The sequence below is a fragment of the Sphingobium sp. MP9-4 genome, from assembly GCF_005281675.1.
Classification (GTDB): Bacteria; Pseudomonadota; Alphaproteobacteria; order Sphingomonadales; family Sphingomonadaceae; genus Sphingobium; species Sphingobium yanoikuyae.
Map to the genome: position 1 here is coordinate 34,804 of NZ_LUFI01000001.1, position 18,670 is coordinate 53,473.

At 63.9% G+C, this 18,670-nt stretch carries 20 protein-coding genes; 6 read left to right on the top strand and 14 right to left on the bottom strand.

What is annotated here, in order from left to right:
• Positions 1-22 precede the first annotated feature (22 nt).
• Entirely contained in the window at positions 23-1,201 is a 1,179-nt protein-coding gene (locus A0U87_RS00190; protein WP_048937191.1) for a glycosyltransferase family 1 protein, read from the bottom strand.
• 123 nt (positions 1,202-1,324) lie between these two features.
• Between A0U87_RS00190 and A0U87_RS00195 the strand changes: the two genes are divergently transcribed.
• Positions 1,325-1,543: a DUF2945 domain-containing protein gene (locus tag A0U87_RS00195; RefSeq protein ID WP_080993540.1), complete on the top strand. Its 219-nt coding sequence runs from the start codon at positions 1,325-1,327 to the stop codon at positions 1,541-1,543.
• A 74-nt stretch (positions 1,544-1,617) separates the two neighbouring features.
• A complete protein-coding gene (locus A0U87_RS00200) occupies positions 1,618-2,271 on the top strand; it encodes an MOSC domain-containing protein (RefSeq protein ID WP_048937252.1) in 654 nt (217 codons plus the stop codon).
• 13 nt (positions 2,272-2,284) lie between these two features.
• Here the strand turns inward: A0U87_RS00200 and A0U87_RS00205 are convergent, their stop codons facing one another.
• The 5 genes from A0U87_RS00205 to A0U87_RS00225 all read right to left on the bottom strand — a co-directional run bounded on the left by A0U87_RS00205 (position 2,285) and on the right by A0U87_RS00225 (position 7,071).
• Positions 2,285-2,911: a LysE family translocator gene (locus tag A0U87_RS00205; RefSeq protein ID WP_137405163.1), complete on the bottom strand. Its 627-nt coding sequence runs from the start codon at positions 2,909-2,911 to the stop codon at positions 2,285-2,287.
• Between the two features lie 100 nt (positions 2,912-3,011).
• Complete coding sequence (locus A0U87_RS00210; protein WP_017499528.1) at positions 3,012-3,476, bottom strand: MaoC family dehydratase; 465 nt, start codon at positions 3,474-3,476, stop codon at positions 3,012-3,014.
• Between the two features lie 116 nt (positions 3,477-3,592).
• Positions 3,593-5,143: an alkaline phosphatase D family protein gene (locus A0U87_RS00215; protein ID WP_048937189.1), complete on the bottom strand. Its 1,551-nt coding sequence runs from the start codon at positions 5,141-5,143 to the stop codon at positions 3,593-3,595.
• 45 nt (positions 5,144-5,188) lie between these two features.
• Entirely contained in the window at positions 5,189-6,469 is a 1,281-nt protein-coding gene (locus A0U87_RS00220) for an ectonucleotide pyrophosphatase/phosphodiesterase (RefSeq protein ID WP_048937188.1), read from the bottom strand.
• Between the two features lie 74 nt (positions 6,470-6,543).
• A complete protein-coding gene (locus A0U87_RS00225; protein WP_048937187.1) occupies positions 6,544-7,071 on the bottom strand; it encodes a DNA-deoxyinosine glycosylase in 528 nt (175 codons plus the stop codon).
• 52 nt (positions 7,072-7,123) lie between these two features.
• On the opposite strand from A0U87_RS00225, the gene A0U87_RS00230 reads away from it, so the two are divergent.
• Complete coding sequence (locus tag A0U87_RS00230; RefSeq protein ID WP_137405164.1) at positions 7,124-8,131, top strand: DUF2167 domain-containing protein; 1,008 nt, start codon at positions 7,124-7,126, stop codon at positions 8,129-8,131.
• Positions 8,132-8,191: 60 nt separating this feature from the next.
• Here A0U87_RS00230 and ychF read toward each other — a convergent pair whose 3' ends face one another.
• Together ychF and A0U87_RS26540 are read right to left on the bottom strand one after the other, a co-directional pair.
• Complete coding sequence (gene ychF / locus A0U87_RS00235; RefSeq protein ID WP_048937185.1) at positions 8,192-9,292, bottom strand: redox-regulated ATPase YchF; 1,101 nt, start codon at positions 9,290-9,292, stop codon at positions 8,192-8,194.
• Between the two features lie 39 nt (positions 9,293-9,331).
• Positions 9,332-9,691: a hypothetical protein gene (locus tag A0U87_RS26540; protein ID WP_234415571.1), complete on the bottom strand. Its 360-nt coding sequence runs from the start codon at positions 9,689-9,691 to the stop codon at positions 9,332-9,334.
• Between A0U87_RS26540 and A0U87_RS00240 the strand changes: the two genes are divergently transcribed.
• Positions 9,686-10,921 carry a hypothetical protein gene (locus tag A0U87_RS00240; RefSeq protein WP_240700485.1) on the top strand — a complete coding sequence of 412 codons (1,236 nt, stop codon included), beginning with the start codon at positions 9,686-9,688 and terminating at the stop codon, positions 10,919-10,921. The genes A0U87_RS26540 and A0U87_RS00240 overlap by 6 nt on opposite strands.
• A gap of 9 nt (positions 10,922-10,930) precedes the next feature.
• On the opposite strand, the gene A0U87_RS00245 is transcribed toward A0U87_RS00240, so the two are convergent.
• Both A0U87_RS00245 and A0U87_RS00250 read right to left on the bottom strand, forming a co-directional pair.
• A complete protein-coding gene (locus tag A0U87_RS00245) occupies positions 10,931-11,641 on the bottom strand; it encodes a DUF2490 domain-containing protein (protein WP_048937183.1) in 711 nt (236 codons plus the stop codon).
• Between the two features lie 66 nt (positions 11,642-11,707).
• Positions 11,708-13,336 (bottom strand): alpha-D-glucose phosphate-specific phosphoglucomutase, encoded by a 1,629-nt coding sequence (locus A0U87_RS00250; RefSeq protein ID WP_048937182.1) that lies wholly within the window; start codon positions 13,334-13,336, stop codon positions 11,708-11,710.
• A 225-nt stretch (positions 13,337-13,561) separates the two neighbouring features.
• Between A0U87_RS00250 and A0U87_RS00255 the strand changes: the two genes are divergently transcribed.
• On the top strand, positions 13,562-14,617 hold the full coding sequence (locus tag A0U87_RS00255) for a linear amide C-N hydrolase (protein WP_048937181.1): 1,056 nt from the start codon (positions 13,562-13,564) through the stop codon (positions 14,615-14,617).
• An 18-nt stretch (positions 14,618-14,635) separates the two neighbouring features.
• Positions 14,636-15,442 carry a hypothetical protein gene (locus tag A0U87_RS00260; RefSeq protein ID WP_048937180.1) on the top strand — a complete coding sequence of 269 codons (807 nt, stop codon included), beginning with the start codon at positions 14,636-14,638 and terminating at the stop codon, positions 15,440-15,442.
• A gap of 6 nt (positions 15,443-15,448) precedes the next feature.
• Here the strand turns inward: A0U87_RS00260 and pth are convergent, their stop codons facing one another.
• From pth to A0U87_RS00280, 4 genes are all read right to left on the bottom strand, one after another.
• Complete coding sequence (gene pth / locus A0U87_RS00265) at positions 15,449-16,018, bottom strand: aminoacyl-tRNA hydrolase (RefSeq protein WP_048937179.1); 570 nt, start codon at positions 16,016-16,018, stop codon at positions 15,449-15,451.
• Positions 16,019-16,106: 88 nt separating this feature from the next.
• Positions 16,107-16,718, bottom strand: a complete 612-nt coding sequence (locus A0U87_RS00270) for a 50S ribosomal protein L25/general stress protein Ctc (protein ID WP_004207310.1) — start codon at positions 16,716-16,718, stop codon at positions 16,107-16,109.
• A 115-nt stretch (positions 16,719-16,833) separates the two neighbouring features.
• Positions 16,834-17,724, bottom strand: a complete 891-nt coding sequence (locus A0U87_RS00275) for a TraB/GumN family protein (protein ID WP_048937178.1) — start codon at positions 17,722-17,724, stop codon at positions 16,834-16,836.
• A gap of 4 nt (positions 17,725-17,728) precedes the next feature.
• The gene (locus A0U87_RS00280; protein WP_048937177.1) at positions 17,729-18,649 is read right to left on the bottom strand and encodes a TraB/GumN family protein; all 921 of its coding nucleotides are present in this window, start codon (positions 18,647-18,649) and stop codon (positions 17,729-17,731) included.
• Between the last annotated feature and the right edge of the window lie 21 nt (positions 18,650-18,670).

An 18,670-nucleotide genomic window follows, 5' to 3' on the forward strand; every position in this document is an offset into this window, starting at 1 on the left:
CGATATAGGTCGGCCGGGCCGATCAGGGAACAGGGCTGGAACGGATCTTGGCGCCTTGGGTGCGCTGGCGGATGATCCGCAAATAGGTATCGACCAGCGCCTGGTTCACCTGGTCCCAGCCGAAATGTTCGGCCTGCGCCTCGGCGGCGGCGCCTGCGCTGGCGCGGGCGGCAGCGTCAGTGCAGTAGATTTGCAGCGCATCGGCGAACTTGCCGATGGCGCCGGGGCGGATCAGCCGGCCGGTGACGCCTTCCTGCACCAGGTTTTCGCTGCCGGTGGCGCGGGCCGCGACGGTGGGCAGGCGGCAGGCCATCGCCTCCAGCGTGACATTGCCGAACGTCTCGGTGACCGACGGGTTGAACAGCATGTCCATGCTGGCGACCGCGCGGCCAAGGTCGGCCCCGCCCTGGAAGCCGGTGAAGACGGCATCGGGCAAGCGGTTCTGGAACCATTCGCGGGCCGGCCCTTCGCCGACCACCAGCACCTTGTGCGGCACCTTGCGCGCGGTCAGTTGGTCGATCGTGTCGGAAAAGACGTCCAGCCCCTTCTCCATCACCTGACGGCCGATGAAGCCGATTACCGGCACATCGTCGGCAAAGCCGAGCGACCGGCGCCAGTCGAGATCGCGGCGCTGAGGGGTGAATATCTCGCGATCGATGCCACGGGTCCAGATGCCGACATCATAGCTCATCCGCTGCTCGCGCAGCAACTGGGCCATGGATTCCGACGGGGCGACGATGGCGTCGCAGCGGCGATAGAAGCGGCGCAAAATGCCCTCGATCGCCGGCTCCAGGAAGGCGAGGCCATAATAGCGCGGATAGGTTTCGAACCGGGTGTGGACCGAAGCGACGGCGGGCAGGTCATGATCGCGCGCCCAGGTCAGTGCCCGATGGCCGAGCGGATCGGGGCTCGACAGATGGATCATGTTGGGCGCGAACGCCTTCAGATCCCGGCGCAGCGCGCGCGACAGGCGGGTGGGGATGCGATATTCCGGGCGGCCGGGCACGGGAATGGACGGAGCGCTGACCAGGTCGCCGGTCGGCGGGAAGGCGGGTGTATCGGTGGTCGGGGCATAGACGCGCACCTGTGCACCCTGACGCAGCAGATAGCCGACGAAGCGATTGAGCGCCTGGTTCGCGCCATCGCGCACATAATTATAATTGCCGCTGAACAGCGCGACACGAAGTCCGGTAACATCCATCGCGGCCCCTTAGACCAGACCGGCGAAAAACCCAAGGAACCAGAGCGGGTCTCGGGAATTTTGCTGAGGCTGACCGGGAAAGCCGGCCGGCATGATTGCCCCCGAAGGAGAGGATGTCTGCTGATGGCCGAAAGATTCCGCAAGGGAACACGGGTCAGGTGGAATTGGGGGCAGGGTGTCGGCCGGGGACGGATCGCTGAGCGGTTCGAGCGGCATGTGGAGCGGATGATCGCCGGCTCGCTGATCCGTCGCAACGGGTCGACCCGCGATCCCGCCTATCTGGTCCAGACCGACAAGGGCGACCTGGTGCTCAAGCTGGGATCGGAACTGAGCGTGGCCTGATCTTAGCGGGCCAACGGGGCAAGCTGGCCGCAACTGGCCATCGTCATCGCGCTGCAACCATGGCATGGAGCGGCATGACCCAGCCTTTCATGACCATCGATGCGCTGCTGATCGGCATGCCCCGGCCCTTTCGCGATGACGAGCATAGCGCCATCGCCAAGCAGCCGGTCGCCGGCTCGATCCGCATCCACTGGCTGGGGTTCGCGGGCGACGGGGTGGCCGATACCGTTCATCATGGCGGCTGGGACAAGGCGATCCATCTCTATCCGCAGGACCATTATGGCTGGTGGCGCGATCGCAAGCCTGATCATCCGCTGCTCGATGCGCCGGGTGCCTTTGGCGAGAATATCGCAAGCCGCGGCATGACCGAAAGCGACATCTGCCTGGGTGATCGGTTCAGCTTGGGCAGTGCGGTGGTGGAGGTGAGCCATGGCCGCCAGCCTTGTTGGAAACTCGACCATCGTTTCGGTGCCCGCGACGTGATGGCGACGATCGTCAAGACCGCGCGCTGCGGCATCTATTTCCGAGTGATCCGCGAAGGCGAGGCGGAAGCGGGCACGCGGATGGGGTTGCTGGAGCGGCCCTTGCCCGACTGGAGCATCGAGCGGGTCTTTCGCCTGCTGATCGGCGGCGGGCACAAGGCCGATCCTGATGCGGTGCGCGCGCTGGCCGAGATGCCGCAACTGGCCGAAGCCTGGCGCGAACGGGCGCGCAAGCTGGCGGCGTGACGGCTGAGGCTGACTAGCGCTCCACCGCCATCCGCACGGCGAGGCCGCCCAGCACCGGGCCCATGAACCAGCGCTGGATCGTGAGCCAGCGCGGCCGGGTGCCGAGGAAGCCGGCGATCGATCCGGCGAGGCAGGCGATGATCGCGTTGACCGACAGGCTGATGACGATCTGGGTCGCGCCCAGGATCAGCGACTGGCCAAGCACATGACCGCGCGCCGGATCGACGAACTGGGGCAGCAACGAAAGATAGATCATCGCCACCTTCGGATTGAGCAGGTTGGTGAGCAGACCCATGGCGAACAGCTTGCGTGGGCCGTCGAGGGGCAATTGCTTCAATTGAAAGGGCGAGCGGCCGCCGGGTCGCACCGCATTCCAGGCGAGCCACAGCAGATAGAGCGCGCCGCCCAGTCGCAGCACGTCATAGGCGAAGGGCACCGCCATCAGCAGCGCGGTGATGCCGAAGGCGGCAGCGACCATGTAGAAGAGGAAGCCGCAGGCGACGCCGAGCAGCGAGACCATGCCGGCGGCGCGGCCCTGGCTGATCGAGCGCGAGATCAGATAGATCATGTTCGGACCCGGCGTCAGCACCATGCCGAGCGAGATGAGGGCGAATGCGGCAAGATGCGCGGCGCTGGGCATGGCTGGGTTCCCCGGATGAGCGTTTGGCCTCGCCTAGGGGGGAATGATCCGCGCCGACAGGTCCGGGAGACTGTAATTGGCCACCCCGAATGGGGTGGCCTTATGCCGGGCGGGTGCGCCACATGGCGATCGGGCACATGGTCAGCACGGGTTCGTCTTTCTGATTGTAGAGCGTCACCTTGTTGCGGACGATGCCCATTTCCGGGCGGCTCTGCGAAATTTTCTTGTCGATCACTTCATTGGTGCCGCGCAGTGTGTCGCCGGGGCGGACCGGGCGCAGCCAGCGCAGTTCATCGACGCCCATCGCGCCCAGGCTGGCCGCCTGGCGTCCGGGTTGCTTCTGCATTTCGGCGACGAACATCTTCATGAACAGCGCTGTGGTGTGCCATCCGCTGGCCGAGATGGTGCGAAAATGGGTGGTCGCCGCTGCCTCGTCGGACAGATGGAAGGGCTGGGGATCGAACTCCGCGGCAAAAGCGATCGTTTCCTCGCGCGACAGGGTCAGCGGCCCGAACGCCACGCTGTCGCCCACCACGATATCCTCGAAATAGAGAATGTCGTCCATATCATCCGTCTCCTCGAAGCGATTTCGAGGCAGATGGCACATCTGCCGGCTCGGAAATCGCGCCATCATTCTTCAACGGATAAAAAGGTAGGTGAGCTTTCCGTTTACGTCAACTGTCAGCTAATGGTCAGCCCCGGCGTGCCGCGCGGAACGGTCATGGTCGCGCGGGTGCGGATCTGGCCGCCCGGCGCCGATACCTGATCCATCACCATCGCCCGCGTCGTCCAGGCGTCGGCCGTCACTTCGCAGGTCAGATAGCCGCGCTGGTCGTTGATGAATTTGAGCTGCGGGTTGTTCTTCAGGATGATGTCGCTGCCGGGCCGCAGGTCCGATCCGTCGCCGCCCGAGGAGATGGAGGTCGACACGAACTCGACCGCGACCGGCTTTGTGCCGTCATCCAACAGGCCGGCGAGATTCTGATGCTCGTCGCCGGTTAGAACCACGACATTGTCCAACCCCTTCATCCGGCCGAGCAGCCGCTGGCGCTGCACCTTGTAGCCGGCCCAGGTGTCCATATTGTAGATCGGCTCTGCCGCGTCCGCACTGTTGCGGCGGTCGAGCGCCATCATCATCACCTGCTGCGCCAGGCAGTTCCACTTGGCGTCGCGGCGGGCAAGGTTGCGAGCCAGCCAGCCTTCCTCCTCAGCGGAAATGACCTGTGCCTGGGTGGCGGCCATTTCGGCGCAGGCCGGCTTGAAATTGTCGCCACAGGGCTGATCGGTGCGGAACGTCCGGGTGTCGAGGAAGTCGATCGACAGCAGGTCGCCGAAGCGGGCCTGGCGATACATGGTGCCGATCATCTCGCTGCGGGGCGCCATCGCCGCGCGGACCGGCATATATTCATACCAGGCCTGCATGCCGGCGGCGCGACGCATGCGGAAGGCATCGGCCGGCGCGCCCCTGGCGTCGATGTCGCCGACCCAGTTGTTGGCGACCTCATGGTCGTCGAAGGTCGGGAACCATGTATGACGGCAACGCGCCGCCTGCAGGTCATAATCACTCAGATATTGGGCGTAGCGCAGCCGATAGTCGGCAAGGTCGTAGCAATCCTGGCCGATATGGTCGCGCACCTGCGGTCCGGGCAGGCCGTCCTTGTCATAGTCCGGGCCGCGCTGGCTATATTCATAGATGAAGTCGCCATAATGATAGACGAAGGCGAGATCGTCCTCCCGCGCCAGATGGCGGAAGGCGGTGAACAGGCCGTCCTGATAATTTTGGCAGCCGGCGACGCCGAATTTGAGCAGCTTGGGACTCGCTGATGCCAGCGGCAGGGTGCGGGCGCGGCCACGCGTCGATTGGTCATTGCCGAGCGCAAAGCGATACCAATAGGGCCGGTCGGGCTGAAGGCCGGTCACCTCGACATGGACGCTGTGGCCCAGTTCCGGCCGGGCGATCGCTTCGCCACCGGCCACGATGGTCCTGAAGCGATCATCCGCCGCGACCTCCCATTTCACCGGGATAGGCGTCATCGGCATGCCACCATGCGGCTCGAACGGGCGCGGCGCCAGCTTGGTCCAGATGACGAAGCCGTCGGGCGCCGGATCGCCCGATGTCACGCCCAGCGCGAAGGGGTAGCCGGCGAACCAGCTCTGGGCGTGGAGAATGGCGGGCGCGCCGGCGATCGGGGCGATGGCGGCGGCGGAGAGGAGCGAGCGGCGCGTGAACATGACGCGCCGCCTAGAGCCGCTTTATGACAAATGCATGTCGCCCGATCAGGGCTTGACCAGCCCCTGCAGCACCGCCGGGTTGCCGTCGCTCGCCACCGGCGTCACGCCCAGCAGGCGGGCGAGCAGCGGATAGACATCGACATTGGTGAAATCGGCCGAGGGACGGAAGCCGCCGACGAAGGCCGGGCCGTTGGCGATGAACAAAGCCTGCATTTCGGGTGCCCGATCGTCCCAGCCATGGTCGCCGCCGGTCACGGGCTTGGTCGGGGTGGTGTTCTGGAATACCCAGCCGGTTTCGGCCAGGCAGAAATAGGGCGGGATGCGGCGATGGGTGCCATAGTGGAAGCGCGCCGGGATTTCGCTCTTGCGCCAGCACTGCATATGTTCGCGCGGCTTGAACAGCGCGGCCTCCAGCGCCTTTTCGCGGCCGGGATTGGCGACCAGGCTGGCATAGGGGCCGGCCTCGACCACGCGATAGTCGGCCGGGTCGGCGATTTTGTCGATCGGCAGCACCCGATCATTGGCCTTGGCGGCCATGCCATGATCCGACACGATGACGATATTGGCCGGCTGGCCCAGCGTCTTGAGGCCGGCGAGGAGGTCACCGATATGGGCATCGACATCGGCGACCGCCTGGGTGGTTTCCGGCGCGGCCGGGCCGTTCACATGCCCAGCGGTATCGACCTCATCGAAATAGAGGGTGACGAAGCGCGGGCGGATGTCGGCCGGGCGGCGCAGCACGTCCAGCACGCCGTTGACGCGCTGGGTCGGGCTGATCGCTTCGTTGAACTGCGCCCAGTCGCTCGGGCGCGATCCGCCGCTGATCTTGTAGGGCCACTCGGCGGCCTTGTTGCCGCCCCAGGCGACGTTGGAGCCTGGCCAGAACATGGTCGCGGTGCGCACGCCCTGCTTTTCGGCGGTGATCCAGATCGGCTCGGCCTCGTTCCACCAGTATGGATCGTCGCTCGTCATGGTGAACTTGTCCTTGGGCCGGCTGGCATCTTCCATATTATTGGCGACGATGCCGCTGCGGTCCGGCCGGTCGCCGGTCACGATCGCCCAATGATTGGGAAAGGTCTTGGTCGGGAAGGACGGGCGCATCGATGCTTCGGTGCCGCCGGCCGCCAGCGCGTTGAGGTTGGGCGAGACGCCGCGGGTCAGATAATCGGGGCGGAAGCCGTCGATCGACACCAGGATCGTCACCGGCGCGCGCTGTTCGGCCGGGGCGGCAGCGACGCTGGCGGGATGCTGCTGCACCGGGGCGCAGGCGCCGAGCAGGGTGGAAACGGACAGGGCAAACGCGAGCGACAGGCGACGGGCGGACATCAGGGCCTCATGGCAAAAGGGAAGATTTGACCGCTGCTTAGCAGTCCAACCAAGTCGGTAAAGTGACGAATGGTTCATGTCGGATCGACATAGCGCGCCAATATGCTCCAGGCTTGGCGCTTGGAATCACGCGACAGGCTGGCATAGGCGCCGCTGGAGGAGGGCAGATCGATCATCACCAGATCGGACCTTTCGCCCAATTGGCGACGGCCATGCTGGGCGGCGGTCTTGCCGTTGAAGGCGATCGCGCGGAGATTGGGCAGGCGGGACAGGAAGGCGCTGAGGTCGCGCAGTTCCGCACCCCGGATGCTGCTGTCCAAGCTGCCGTCGCGATCGGCGCTCTCGATCACGTCCCACAGGCCGACGCCCCGTGCGCGCAGTCGCTTGAGCTTCATCGCATAGGGCGCGCTGCGCAGATCCTCGCCCAGAACGTCGCTCATCAATGCCCAGAAGGCATTGCCGCGATGGGCATAATATTCGCCCTGCTTGATCGAGGCGTCGCCGGGCAGGCTGCCCAGGATCAGCAGCCGCGTTTCCGCGTCCACGCTGGGCGGAAAGGCGATCTTGCGGCGGACGGGCATGATGCGGGGCGGTTGGGTCATTGCCTTCCAAGCTTTTGTTTCTAAAAGATTGCGCGTCACAAGGGGGGATCTGATGAAGAAGATGTGGAGCGCCATTGGCGCCATGTTGCTGATCGGCGCCATGCCGGTAGCGGTTTTTGCCCAGTCGGACCAGCCTGCCGGTCCGGCGGCGAGCGCGGAACAGCGCGCCTATGAGGCCAAGGTGAAGGCGGTGCTGGCGAAGCAGCGCCCGCAAAATGGCGACATCACCCTGACCGAAGCCAAGGCCGTGCTGCATCTGGGCCAGGATTATTATTATCTCGACGCGGCGCAGGCGCGCGAGGTGATCGTCGACATGTGGGGCAATCCGTCGGCCCAGGCCGATGGTGTGCTGGGCCTGGTCTTTCCGGCCGGCAAGACCTTCGTCGATGACGATGCCTGGGGCGCGGTCATCACCTATGAGCAGAGCGGCTATGTGAAGGACGATGATGCCGCCTCGACCGATTATGACGCGCTGATGGCCGACATGAAGTCGGGCGAGGAGGAGCGCAACAAGGAGCGCGCCGACGCCGGATATCGCGCGATCCAGCTGGTCGGCTGGGCCGAGCGGCCCGCCTATGACAAGGCGCATCACAGCGTCATCTGGGCCCGCGACATGCGTTTTGGCAATACGCAGGAGGATACGCTGAACTATGACGTCCGCCTGCTCGGCCGTTATGGCGTGCTCAGCCTCAACATGGTGTCGACCATGTCGCAACTGCCATCGGTGAAGGCAGCAGCAGCCAAGTTCGGTGCTTCGGTCAGCTATGACGCAGGCGCGCGCTACGCCGATTATGTGCCCAATGTCGACAAGGTCGCCGAATATGGTATTGGTGGGATGATCGCGGCGGGTGCCGGCCTGCTGGCGGCCAAGAAGCTGGGCCTGATCGCGCTGATCGTGGCCTTCGGCAAGAAATTGCTGATCCCGATCATCCTGGTCTTTGGTGGCGGCTGGCGCTGGATCAAGCGCCGCCTGGGCAAGGGCGAGGAGGAGGAGGTTGCTCCGCTAGAGCCGGAGTCAGTAGCCGCTGACGCCCCGGAAGAGGAAAGCGCCCCGCGCTGAACGAACAAGGGCCGGGGGATCGCTCCTCCGGCCCTTTCCATGTCAGCGTATCTTTTGCTGTCAGACGTTGAAGCGGAACAGCATGATGTCGCCGTCCTGCGTCACATAATCCTTGCCTTCCGAACGCCACTTGCCCGCTTCCTTGGCACCGGCTTCGCCATTGAACTGGACATAGTCGGCATAGGCCATGGTTTCGGCGCGGATGAAGCCCTTTTCAAAGTCCGAGTGGATCGCGCCGGCGGCCTGCGGGGCCTTGCTGCCCTTGGCTACGGTCCAGGCGCGGGCTTCCTTGGGGCCGACGGTGAAGAAGGTGATGAGGCCCAGCAGATCATAGCCGGCACGGATGATGCGGGCGAGGCCGGCTTCGGTCAGGCCCAGCGCTTCGAGATATTCGCCGCGTTCCTCGACCGGCATGGTGATGAGTTCGGCTTCGATCGCGGCCGACACGATGACCGCGCTGGCATTTTCGGCCGCCGCCTTCTCGAACACGCGGGCGGAAAATGCATTGCCCTCGGCCGCGGCGCCTTCCTCGACATTGCAGACATAGAGGACCGGCTTGGCGGTCAGCAGTTGCGCCTGAGCGAACAGGCGGGCTTCTTCCTCGTCGCGCGGCTGGGTCAGGCGGGCGGGCTTGCCGTCGCGCAGCAGTTCCAGCGTCTGGCCCAGCACCGATGCAGCGGCCTTGGCTTCCTTGTCGCCCTGCGCGCCCTTCTTGAGCAGGTTGGGAACGCGCTTTTCGAGGCTTTCGAGGTCGGCGAGCATTAGTTCGGTTTCGACCGTCTCGGCGTCGGCGATCGGATCGACCTTGCCTTCGACATGGGTGATGTCGTCATCCTCGAAACAGCGCAGGACGTGGACGATGGCGTCGGTCTCGCGGATGTTGGCCAGGAACTGGTTGCCCAGCCCTTCGCCCTTCGACGCGCCGCGCACCAGGCCGGCAATGTCGACGAAGGCGAGCTGCGTCTCGATGATCTTGGCGCTGCCGCCGATCCTGGCGATGGTCTGCAGCCGGTCGTCGGGCACGGCGACGCGGCCCTCATTGGGCTCGATCGTGCAGAAGGGATAATTCGCCGCCTGCGCTGCCTGCGTCTCGGTCAGCGCATTGAACAGGGTGGACTTGCCCACATTGGGAAGCCCGACGATACCGCAACGAAAACCCATTATTGAAACCTTTGAAGACGCAGATTGATGCTCTGCCCGCTAGCGCCTTCCCGCCTGCAAGGCCAGCATTTCCACGATGCGGGGGCGGAAAACAATGGGTGCGGGCGCCGTTTCGGGCGTTCCTCCGGGTTGCTCCCTATTGCGCGGAGCGGGGCTTTTCCTAATATAGCTGGAAAATAAGCGGGTCGCGCTGGCAATCGGGAGACGATTATGACCATCGCGACAAGGCTTGATGCTGCTATTGGCAAGAGTATCAACAAGATATGTGAAAATAAATTTCACGATCAGGCTGCGAATCACTGTGCGCATTTCGTTTCGCATATATGCGATTTGACATTTTCCTTTAACTGCAAACAGTTCGCCGGCGGAAACAAGCCTGGCGCCAATGTTCGTGTGCATGAGGTGTTCGCCCAATGCCCGCGCGTGGGACGCTGGGCCGATGCCGATCTCGCCAAGACCCAGCTGATTTTCGTGACGCTGGCCAGCAATGTCGACCTTGCCCGCAAGGAGATGGTCAACATCCCGCAAAAGCATATCGGCGTCTATCATGGCGGGAAGGTCTATCATTACAGCAACACCGCCGATCAGGTGACGTCGGAATCGCCTGACAGCTTCTTTGCCAAGTTTCAGGCGCTCTATGCCGGTAATCAGGGGCTATTCTATGGCTGGATACCGGGCGAAAATCTGATGCTCGACGTGCAGGCCAAGCCGCAATCGGTCAGCGCCGCCAAGAAGTTCGAACTGCCCGATCCGGTCGATGGTCGCTGGAAGGCGCGACTGGTGGGCGAACCCGATTTCTTCCTGGTGGGGAAGGAGGTCAATGACGCCGTCCGCAAATATCACGGCATCTTCATGCCGGGCGCCAGCTATTGGGGCGAGATTTATCGGGCGGAGGATTATCGCCCTAGCTTGCGTACCTGGGCGACGCTGCTGGAAGTGACGGGGGCCTGCGAGAGCGAAAATCACTTCAATCTGGTCAACACCTATGATCGGGCGAAATTCACCTTCGGCTTCTATCAGCTGGCTGCGCATACGCCGCAGGACAATCTGATCCTGATGTTCCACCGGCTGGCCCAATTGCCGGATTTCAAGGGCTATTTTCCCGAGCTGGAACTGCGGGGCGGGCGGTTGTTTCGGGTCGATTCCGATGGCGGGGCGACGGATCTGGAGCAGGAATTCACCGCCAGCAATGGCGAACGGCAGATCATGTTGTTCATGAACTATCTAAACCCCCAGCGGGTGCCGATCGACCGCCAGGAAGTCTTGCAGGCGGCGCGGCTGATCCACTGGACGCAGCATGATCCGGCTGCCCGGCTGGCCCAGGTGCGGACTACCGCCGATATTCTGCAGCGCAAGATGGCCGCGCGCTACGCCCGGAAACTGCCGCTGGATGGCAAGTCCGACATCATCTGCGCGATCGTGGCGGATATTTTCCATCAGGGGCGCTCGACCTTTGCCGCCGTCAAGCCGCTGCTCAGCAGCGCCAATCCGGTCGAGGCGCTGCTGAAGGTCAATGATGCCGCCTGGAGCGGGCGTAACAATCGGCTGCGCGCGGCAATCAAGGTCGCCAAGGACCAGGGGCGGCTGGGGCAGAAACATTATTCCGCCGCCACCAACGAATTTGTCTGACCCGGAGGATCAGTGGCGGAAGAACAGCGTCACCGATGCGACATGGTTGACGCGCTGGCGGCTGCCGCCCTGGTCGATCAGCTGGTTGAGATAGCCGACTTCCATGGTGGATGCGCCCGGCAGGCCGATCTCGACCCCGGCGAAGCTGCGGAGCTGGTCGAAGCCTTTGCGGGCGCCCCAGTCGGTATCGTTGAGGGCAAAGAAGACCTCGCCATAGGCGAGCGCATTGACCGCGTCGCTGCCGGGTTTGAGTGCATGTTCCACCCGCAGCATTTCGCGCAGGCGCCAGCCCATGTCGCTGCCGTTCGAACGCCAGCGCTGCTCCAGCCGGGTGCGTGAGGAAATCTCGGCATCCTTTGGCCGCGCCAGCGTCCAGCTCAGCTGCTGGAAGCTGCGTTCCTCATTGACGTCCTTGCCACCCTCGATCGGGACGACGACATGGGCGTAACCCTGATAGAGGGTGATATTGCGCGACAATTTGACGCCCAGCGCGCCGCGGAACAGCGCCTGATCGATCCGCGACACGCCGTCGCCGACGCGCGGCTGGATTTCGGCGAAATAGACCAGCTCGTCCTTGATCGACCCCATCGACGTCAGATTGACCCAAAGCTGCTCGTCTTCGCTCGTCGCGGCCTGGGCGGGCACGGCGAGGGTGGCAAGGGACAGGGCGACAGCAAGCGACGGGAAACGCATGAAACCTCTGGCGGTGGAAAGCGACATTCCCACCGCCTTTAGGTTGCTGTCATTGCTGTCCCGTTGCTGCGGGGTAAGCGATGGTGAACCGGTTCAGGTGATGACGCTGGGCTGATCCATGCCGGTATAGCCGGCAATGTCGGCCAGTTCCTGCGCGGCCGCGACCAGCGGCGCCAGCGCATCGCCGGTCGCCAGTGCCAGATCGCCGTCCGGCCCGACATAGCGTTCGATATAGACGCGCAGGGTCGCGCCCTCGGTGCCGGTGCCCGACAGGCGGAACACCACGCGCGATCCATCCTCGAACAATATGCGCACGCCCTGGTTCCGGCTCACCGACTGGTCGGTCGGATCGGTATAGGCGAAATCGTCCGCCGCCTTCACCGTGCCGCCGATGTTGCCGGTGCCGGGCAGGCTGGCGAGCGTGTCGCGCAGCGCGGCCATCAGCGCGTCGGCCTTGTCCTTGGCGATCGCTTCATAGTCATGGCGGGCATAATAGTTGCGGCCATAGGTTGCCCAATGATCGGCCATGATGTCGGCCACGCTCTGCTGGCGCGCGGCCAGGATGTTGAGCCACAGCAGCACCGCCCAGATGCCGTCCTTCTCGCGCACATGGTCGGACCCGGTGCCGGCGCTTTCCTCGCCGCAGATCGTCGCCATGCCGGCGTCGAGCAGGTTGCCGAAGAATTTCCAGCCGGTCGGCGTCTCGTAGAGCGGAATGCCCAGCTTCTGCGCCACCCGGTCGGCCGCGCCACTGGTCGGCATGGAGCGGGCAATGCCCTTGAGGCCACCGGCATAGCCGGGCGCCAGATGGGCATTGGCGGCCAGCACCGCGAGCGAGTCCGAGGGCGTCACATAGCAATGGCGGCCGATGATCAGGTTGCGATCGCCGTCGCCATCCGACGCCGCCCCGAAATCGGGGGCATCGGCGGCCATCATCCGGTCATAGAGCGCCTTGGCATGGACCAAATTGGGGTCGGGATGGTGATGGCCGAAATCGGGCAGGGGGGTGCCGTTCATCACCGTGCCGGCCGGTGCGCCCAGGCGCTTTTCGAAAATCTCGGTCGCATAGGGGCCGGTCACCGCGCTCATCGAGTCGAAGGCGAGGGTGAAGCCGCCGGCGATCATCGCCCTGATCGCGGGGAAATCGAACAGGCTTTCCATCAGCGCGGCATAGCCGGCGACTGGATCGACCACTTCGACGGTCATGGCGCCCAACTGGCTGGTCCCCAGCGTGTCGATATCGACGTCGGGGGCGTCGAGGATGCGATAGCTGTCGATCGTCAGGGTCCGCGCGTGGATCGCGTCGGTCACCTTCTCTGGGGCTGGCCCGCCGTTCGACACATTATATTTGATGCCGAAATCCTCGTCCGGCCCGCCGGGATTATGGCTGGCCGACAGCACCAGTCCGCCAAAGGCGCCGGACGATCGGATCAGATGTGACGCGGCCGGGGTCGACAATATGCCGCCCTGGCCAACCAGCACCCGGCCAAAGCCGTTCGCTGCCGCCATCCTGAGCGCGATCTGGATGACCTCCCGGTTGAGATAGCGGCCATCGCCGCCGATCACCAGGGTCTGGCCCGCAAAGCCGTCCAGGCTGTCGAACACCGACTGGATGAAATTTTCCGCATAATGGGGCTGCTGGAAGACCCGAACCTTCTTGCGCAGGCCCGATGTGCCGGGCTTCTGGTCGTCGAAAGGCGTGGTCGCGACGGTCTGGATCACCTCTGTCCCCTGCTTTGCCTAATAAGTCGTTACGCCTCTATGGCTTGTTCATGCTGCACTGCGCAATGCGCTTTGTCGCGCCGAAGGTGCGGGCGACCGTGATCGGATGCGATTACTGCGCAAGAGACGGGTTGGCCAAAGCCGTCATGCGGGTTATCACCCATGGCAACTATTCAGAAAATCGGCATTTTCAGTGACAGTATCGTGACCTTTGTAGGAGGTTCCATGTCTCGTCTGCCCGCTTTCCTGTCCGGTCTTGCGCTGCTCTCGGCGCAACTGGCTTCGGTGTCGGCCGATGCCTGCACGCGCCTGGTCTATCATGGTGCCAATGCCGATGTGATCACCGCCCGGTCGATGGACTGGAAGGTCGATGTCGGCACCAACCTCTGGATCTTTCCGCGCGGCATCGCGCGCAGTGGGGAGGCCGGCCCCAATTCGGTCAAATGGACGTCCCGCTATGGCAGCGTGATCGCCACCGGTTACGACATTTCCACCACCGACGGCATGAACGAGGCGGGGCTGACCGCCAATCTCCTGTGGCTGGTCGAATCCGAATATCCGCATTTCGACGGCAAGCAGCCGGGCATGAGCATCGCCATCTGGACCCAATATGTGCTCGACAATTTTGCCACGGTGAAGGAGGCAGTCGACGCGCTGTCCAAGGAAAGCTTTGTCGTCGTCACCGATAATATTCCCGGCGAGGAACGGCTCGGCACGCTCCACCTCGCGATTTCCGATGCGTCGGGCGACAGCGCCATCTTCGAATATATCAAGGGCAAGCTGGTGATCCATCACGGCCCGCAATATCCGGTGATGACCAATTCGCCGATCTTCGACGAGCAATTGGCGCTCAACGCCTATTGGAAGGATATTGGCGGAACGACGATGTTGCCGGGCACCAACCGCTCGGCCGATCGCTTCGCCCGCGCCTCCTTCTATGTGAATGCCATTCCCAAGAGCGAAGACCCGGTGACGGCGCTGGCCAGCGTGTTCAGCGTGATCCGCAATGTCTCGGTGCCAATCGGCATCTCGACCCCGGACCAGCCCAATATCTCCTCGACCCGCTGGCGCACGGTCGCGGATCACAAGCGCAAGCTCTATTTCTTCGAGTCCGCGTTGACGCCGAACAGCTTCTGGGTCGATCTGAAGACGATCGACTTTGCGCCTTCTGCCAAGGTGAAGAAGCTCGATCTTGGCCCGAACCAGACGAAAACCTTTTCGGGCGAGGTCAGCGGCCAGTTCAAGGATGCGCCGGCCTTCAAATTCCTGGGACTGTCCTGATCGGCTGGGGGCGCCGCCATGCGATATCTTCCTCTATGCTGCCTGCTCGCCAATGCCCTTGTCTATGCCGGACCGGCCTTGGCGCAGGAGGCGCCGGCGCACCTGTCCGATGACACGCCCGATCAGGGCTGGCATCTCACCGTCTCGCCCTATGTCTGGGCGGCATCGCTGCACGGCAATGCGGAACTGGCTGGGTTCCGCACCAGGGTCGACATGCCCTTCTCGGAGATATTCGACCATCTCGACTTCGTCACCATGGGTGAAGTCCTCCTGAGCAATGGCAAGGTCGGCGCCTATGTCGATGGCCAATATGTGAAGACCAGTCAGGACGCATCCGTCTATCACCAGCAGGTCGGACTGGGCATCAGGAAGACCCATGTGTCGGGCGGCCTGTTCTATAATATCATCGACCATCGCATGGCGGAGCGAACCGTCCATGGGGATCGGCGGCGCTTTACCTTCGCGCCGGTCGTCGGTTTGCGCTGGTCGAAACTGTCGGCCGATGTCGCGGCGCTGGGCCTGACGGCCAATCGCAAGGCCGACTGGACGGAGGTGCTGGCCGGCGTCCGCACGGCGGGCGATATCGACCGTCACTGGGTGATCGACGCGCGCCTGAATGCCGGCGGCTTTAGCGATCGGAAATCCAGCATGGATAGCGAGGGAACGATTGGCTACCGGCTGCGCCTCGCCGGCCTGCCGCTGACCGTGCGCGCTGGCTATCGCTTCGTCCATCAGCAATATCGGATGCGCGACTTTACCGGCCAGCAATTTCGCTGGAACGTATCGCAGGAAGGGCCGCTACTGGGTCTGTCGGCGCGCTTCTGATCCGCCTCAGTCGGCCAGCCGCAGCGCCACTTCGTTCATGAAGCGGGCGTCGTCATTTTTGGCCAGCCATTCCGCCTCGGCACCGATCGCGCCCAGCATGTCGGCGAGCGCGTCCATCTCGCTCTTGTGGTAATTGCCCAGCACATAGCCATGGACCTTGTCCTTGTGGCCCGGATGGCCGATGCCCAGCCGTATGCGGCGGAAATCATTGCCGATATGGGCGTCGGTCGAACGCAGGCCATTATGGCCGGCATTGCCGCCGCCGCGCTTCACCTTGACCTTCATCGGCGCAAGGTCGAGTTCGTCATGGAAGACGGTCACGTCCTGCGGCGTCAGCTTGTAGAAGCGCATCGCCTCGCCGATCGCGCGGCCGCTTTCGTTCATGAAGGTGGCGGGCTTGAGCAGGATGATCTTCTCCGGGCCGATCCGCCCTTCCTGCACCCAGCCCTGGAACTGCTTCTTGGGCGGCGAGAAGCGATACATGTCGGCGATCAGGTCCACGGCCATGAAGCCGACATTGTGCCGGTGCATCGCATATTGCTGCCCCGGATTGCCGAGGCCGGCCCAGATCTGCATCGTCTATCTCGCATGAAAAGAAAAATCCCGCCCGCCGGTTAGGCGGACGGGATCGGAATTTCCAGCCTGCAAGCAAGCTGCAAGGCGATTACTCGCCTTCGCCCTCGGCGGCTTCGCCTTCGGCGCTCTTCAGAGCCGAGGGAGCGACGATGGTGGCGATGGTGAAGTCGCGGTCTTCGATCGCAGCCTTCGCGCCCTTGGGCAGGGTCACGGCGCTGATGTGGATCGAATCGCCGACTTCGAAGCCCTTGAGGTCGACGACGACGTCATCGGGGATCTCGGCGGCATCGACGACCAGTTCGACGTCGTGACGGACGACGTTCAGCACGCCACCCTTCTTGAGGCCGGGCGAGGCGTCTTCATTCTCGAAGCGCACCGGGACAGCGACGGTCACGGTGGCATGTTCCGAAACGCGCAGGAAGTCGGCGTGCAGCGGACGATCGGTCACGGGGTGGAAGGCCACATCCTTGGCGAGGGTGCGGACGGTCTTGCCGCCGACTTCGACCATGATGACCGAATTGAAGAAGTGACCGGTGCCGAGCTGCTTGTTGAGGAGCTTTTCCTCGACGTGGATCGACAGGGGTTCTTCGTTCATACCATAGATGACGGCGGGTACGCGGCCCTCACGGCGGAGGGCGCGGGAGGCTCCCTTGCCTGCCCGATCGCGTGCCTCGGCCGACAGCGTAAGCTGCTCGCTCATTGCGTGTCTCCAAAAGCAAATTTGATACAATTTTCCCGCCACGCCTCCAGGGATGACCATCGCGGGAAGGCGGCCCTGTAGCAGAAAGCGGCGATAAAGCAAGTTTAGCGTTGGCTTATTGCACGCGCGTGACCTTGTAGCCTTTCGCCTTGAGCAGATCGACGAGATTGTCCTTGCCGGTCAGGTGGCCGGCACCCACCGCGATGAAGGGGCGGCCCTTCAACTTGTCGACCGCGCCGACCCAGTCGCGGTTGCGCGCGGTCAGGATCGCGTCCTCGACCACCGGATCGGGCTGCTCGCCATTCTGGTCCTCCTTGGCGATCGCCTCCATGTCGCCCTTGGCCCAGGCGGTCAGGATGCGATTATAGAGCGCCTTCATGTCCTTGGCTTCATGGATGGTCTGGATCAGCAGCTTGCGCTGCGCCGCTTCGGGCAGGCCGTCAAAGGCGCCGAACTGGCGCTCGACGGTTTCGAGGCCACCGATCGGCCGGCCCTTGAAGGCGGCGATCAGTACCGGCTCGACGCCATTGGCCTGGCTGACGTTCAGGCTTTCCTGCGACGCGGCGGACAGCAGCATGGCCGCCGCCCAGCTTTCATAGCCCGACAGCGCCTGCGCGCTGGTGCCGCCTTCCTTCACGATCCGGTCGAGTTCGGGGCGCTCGCCCGCCGGCACGCGCGCGTCGAGCGCGGGCAGGTTGGGGCTGCGGCCCATGCTTTCGAACAGGCCCAGCGTCTTCTGCTGGTCCTGCAGGTCGGCGGCTTCCAGCACCAGCTGGTCGGCGTCCTTCCAGGCCTGCTTGATCGTCGGCGTCTGCCAGTCGATCCCTTCGGGCAGGACATGAATGGTGCCGAAGATCCAGCCGTCCAGCCCGGCGCGTTCCACCCGCCACAGCGCTGGCCCTTGGCCGGCCTCGACCTTGGGGGCAGGGGCCTTCTGCTCGCTGTCGCAGGCGGCGATCAGGGCGAGGCCGCAGAGGGCCAGAAAACGGATCATCCAGCTTTTCATGGCCTTATTCCCCCTGCTTCACGCGCGCGCTGGCGATGCCCAGCGTCTTCAACTGATCCTGCACGCTGCCCTTGCCGGCCAGATGGCCCGCGCCGACGGCGACGAAGACGGTGCCGGGCTGATCCAGTCGCGCCTTGATCCACTTGGCCCAATTGGCGTTGCGGTTGATCAGCAGCACCTGGGCCAGTTCCGGTGTGGCCTTGAGCGAATCATTCATCTCGTCGGCCAGCTTTTCCGGCTGGCCAGTCTGCCAATGGTTGAGCAGGGCGGCGAACTCGCCTTCCATCCCGTCCATGCCCTCGACCGTGGCATTGAGGAACTGGACCTGCTGCGCCATCGGCAGGTCGGCGAAGAAATTGAGCTGCTGCTCCACCGTTTCCAGTGCGCCGACCTTCTTGCCGGCCTTTTCGGCTGCGGCCCGCAATATCTTTTCCGCGCCGATGTCGGACTGGTAGCCCAGCTTCTGCAGTGGCGCGACCGACAGGATCATGCCGGCCATCCACGGATTGAACGCCTCGAACGACTGCCAGGGCACGCCGGCCGCCACCATCGCCGCGCGATATTTCTGCGCGGCGTCGGGCGCGAGGCGGGTGGACAGGGCGACCCGGTCGGTTGCCATCGCCTTGCCCGCCATCATCTGCGCCATTTCGCCGGGATTGTCGGGTTCGATGATTTCCAGCACCAGTTCGTCCGACGCTTCGAACGCCTGCTTCACCCCGCCCTTGAACCAGTCGATCCCCGGTTTCAGCACATGGACGGTGCCGAACAGATAGATGGTCGTGTCGTCATCCTTCACCTGCCACAGGGCGGGCGCCACATTGGTGAGGACGGGTTCGCGGGCGGCGACGGGCTGGGTCTGACCCCAGGCGCCGAGCAGCAAAAGTCCCGCAGAGAGCCAGCGGGACGGGAAAGCGGTCAGTCTCATATCCCTTCCATGCGGGCGCCG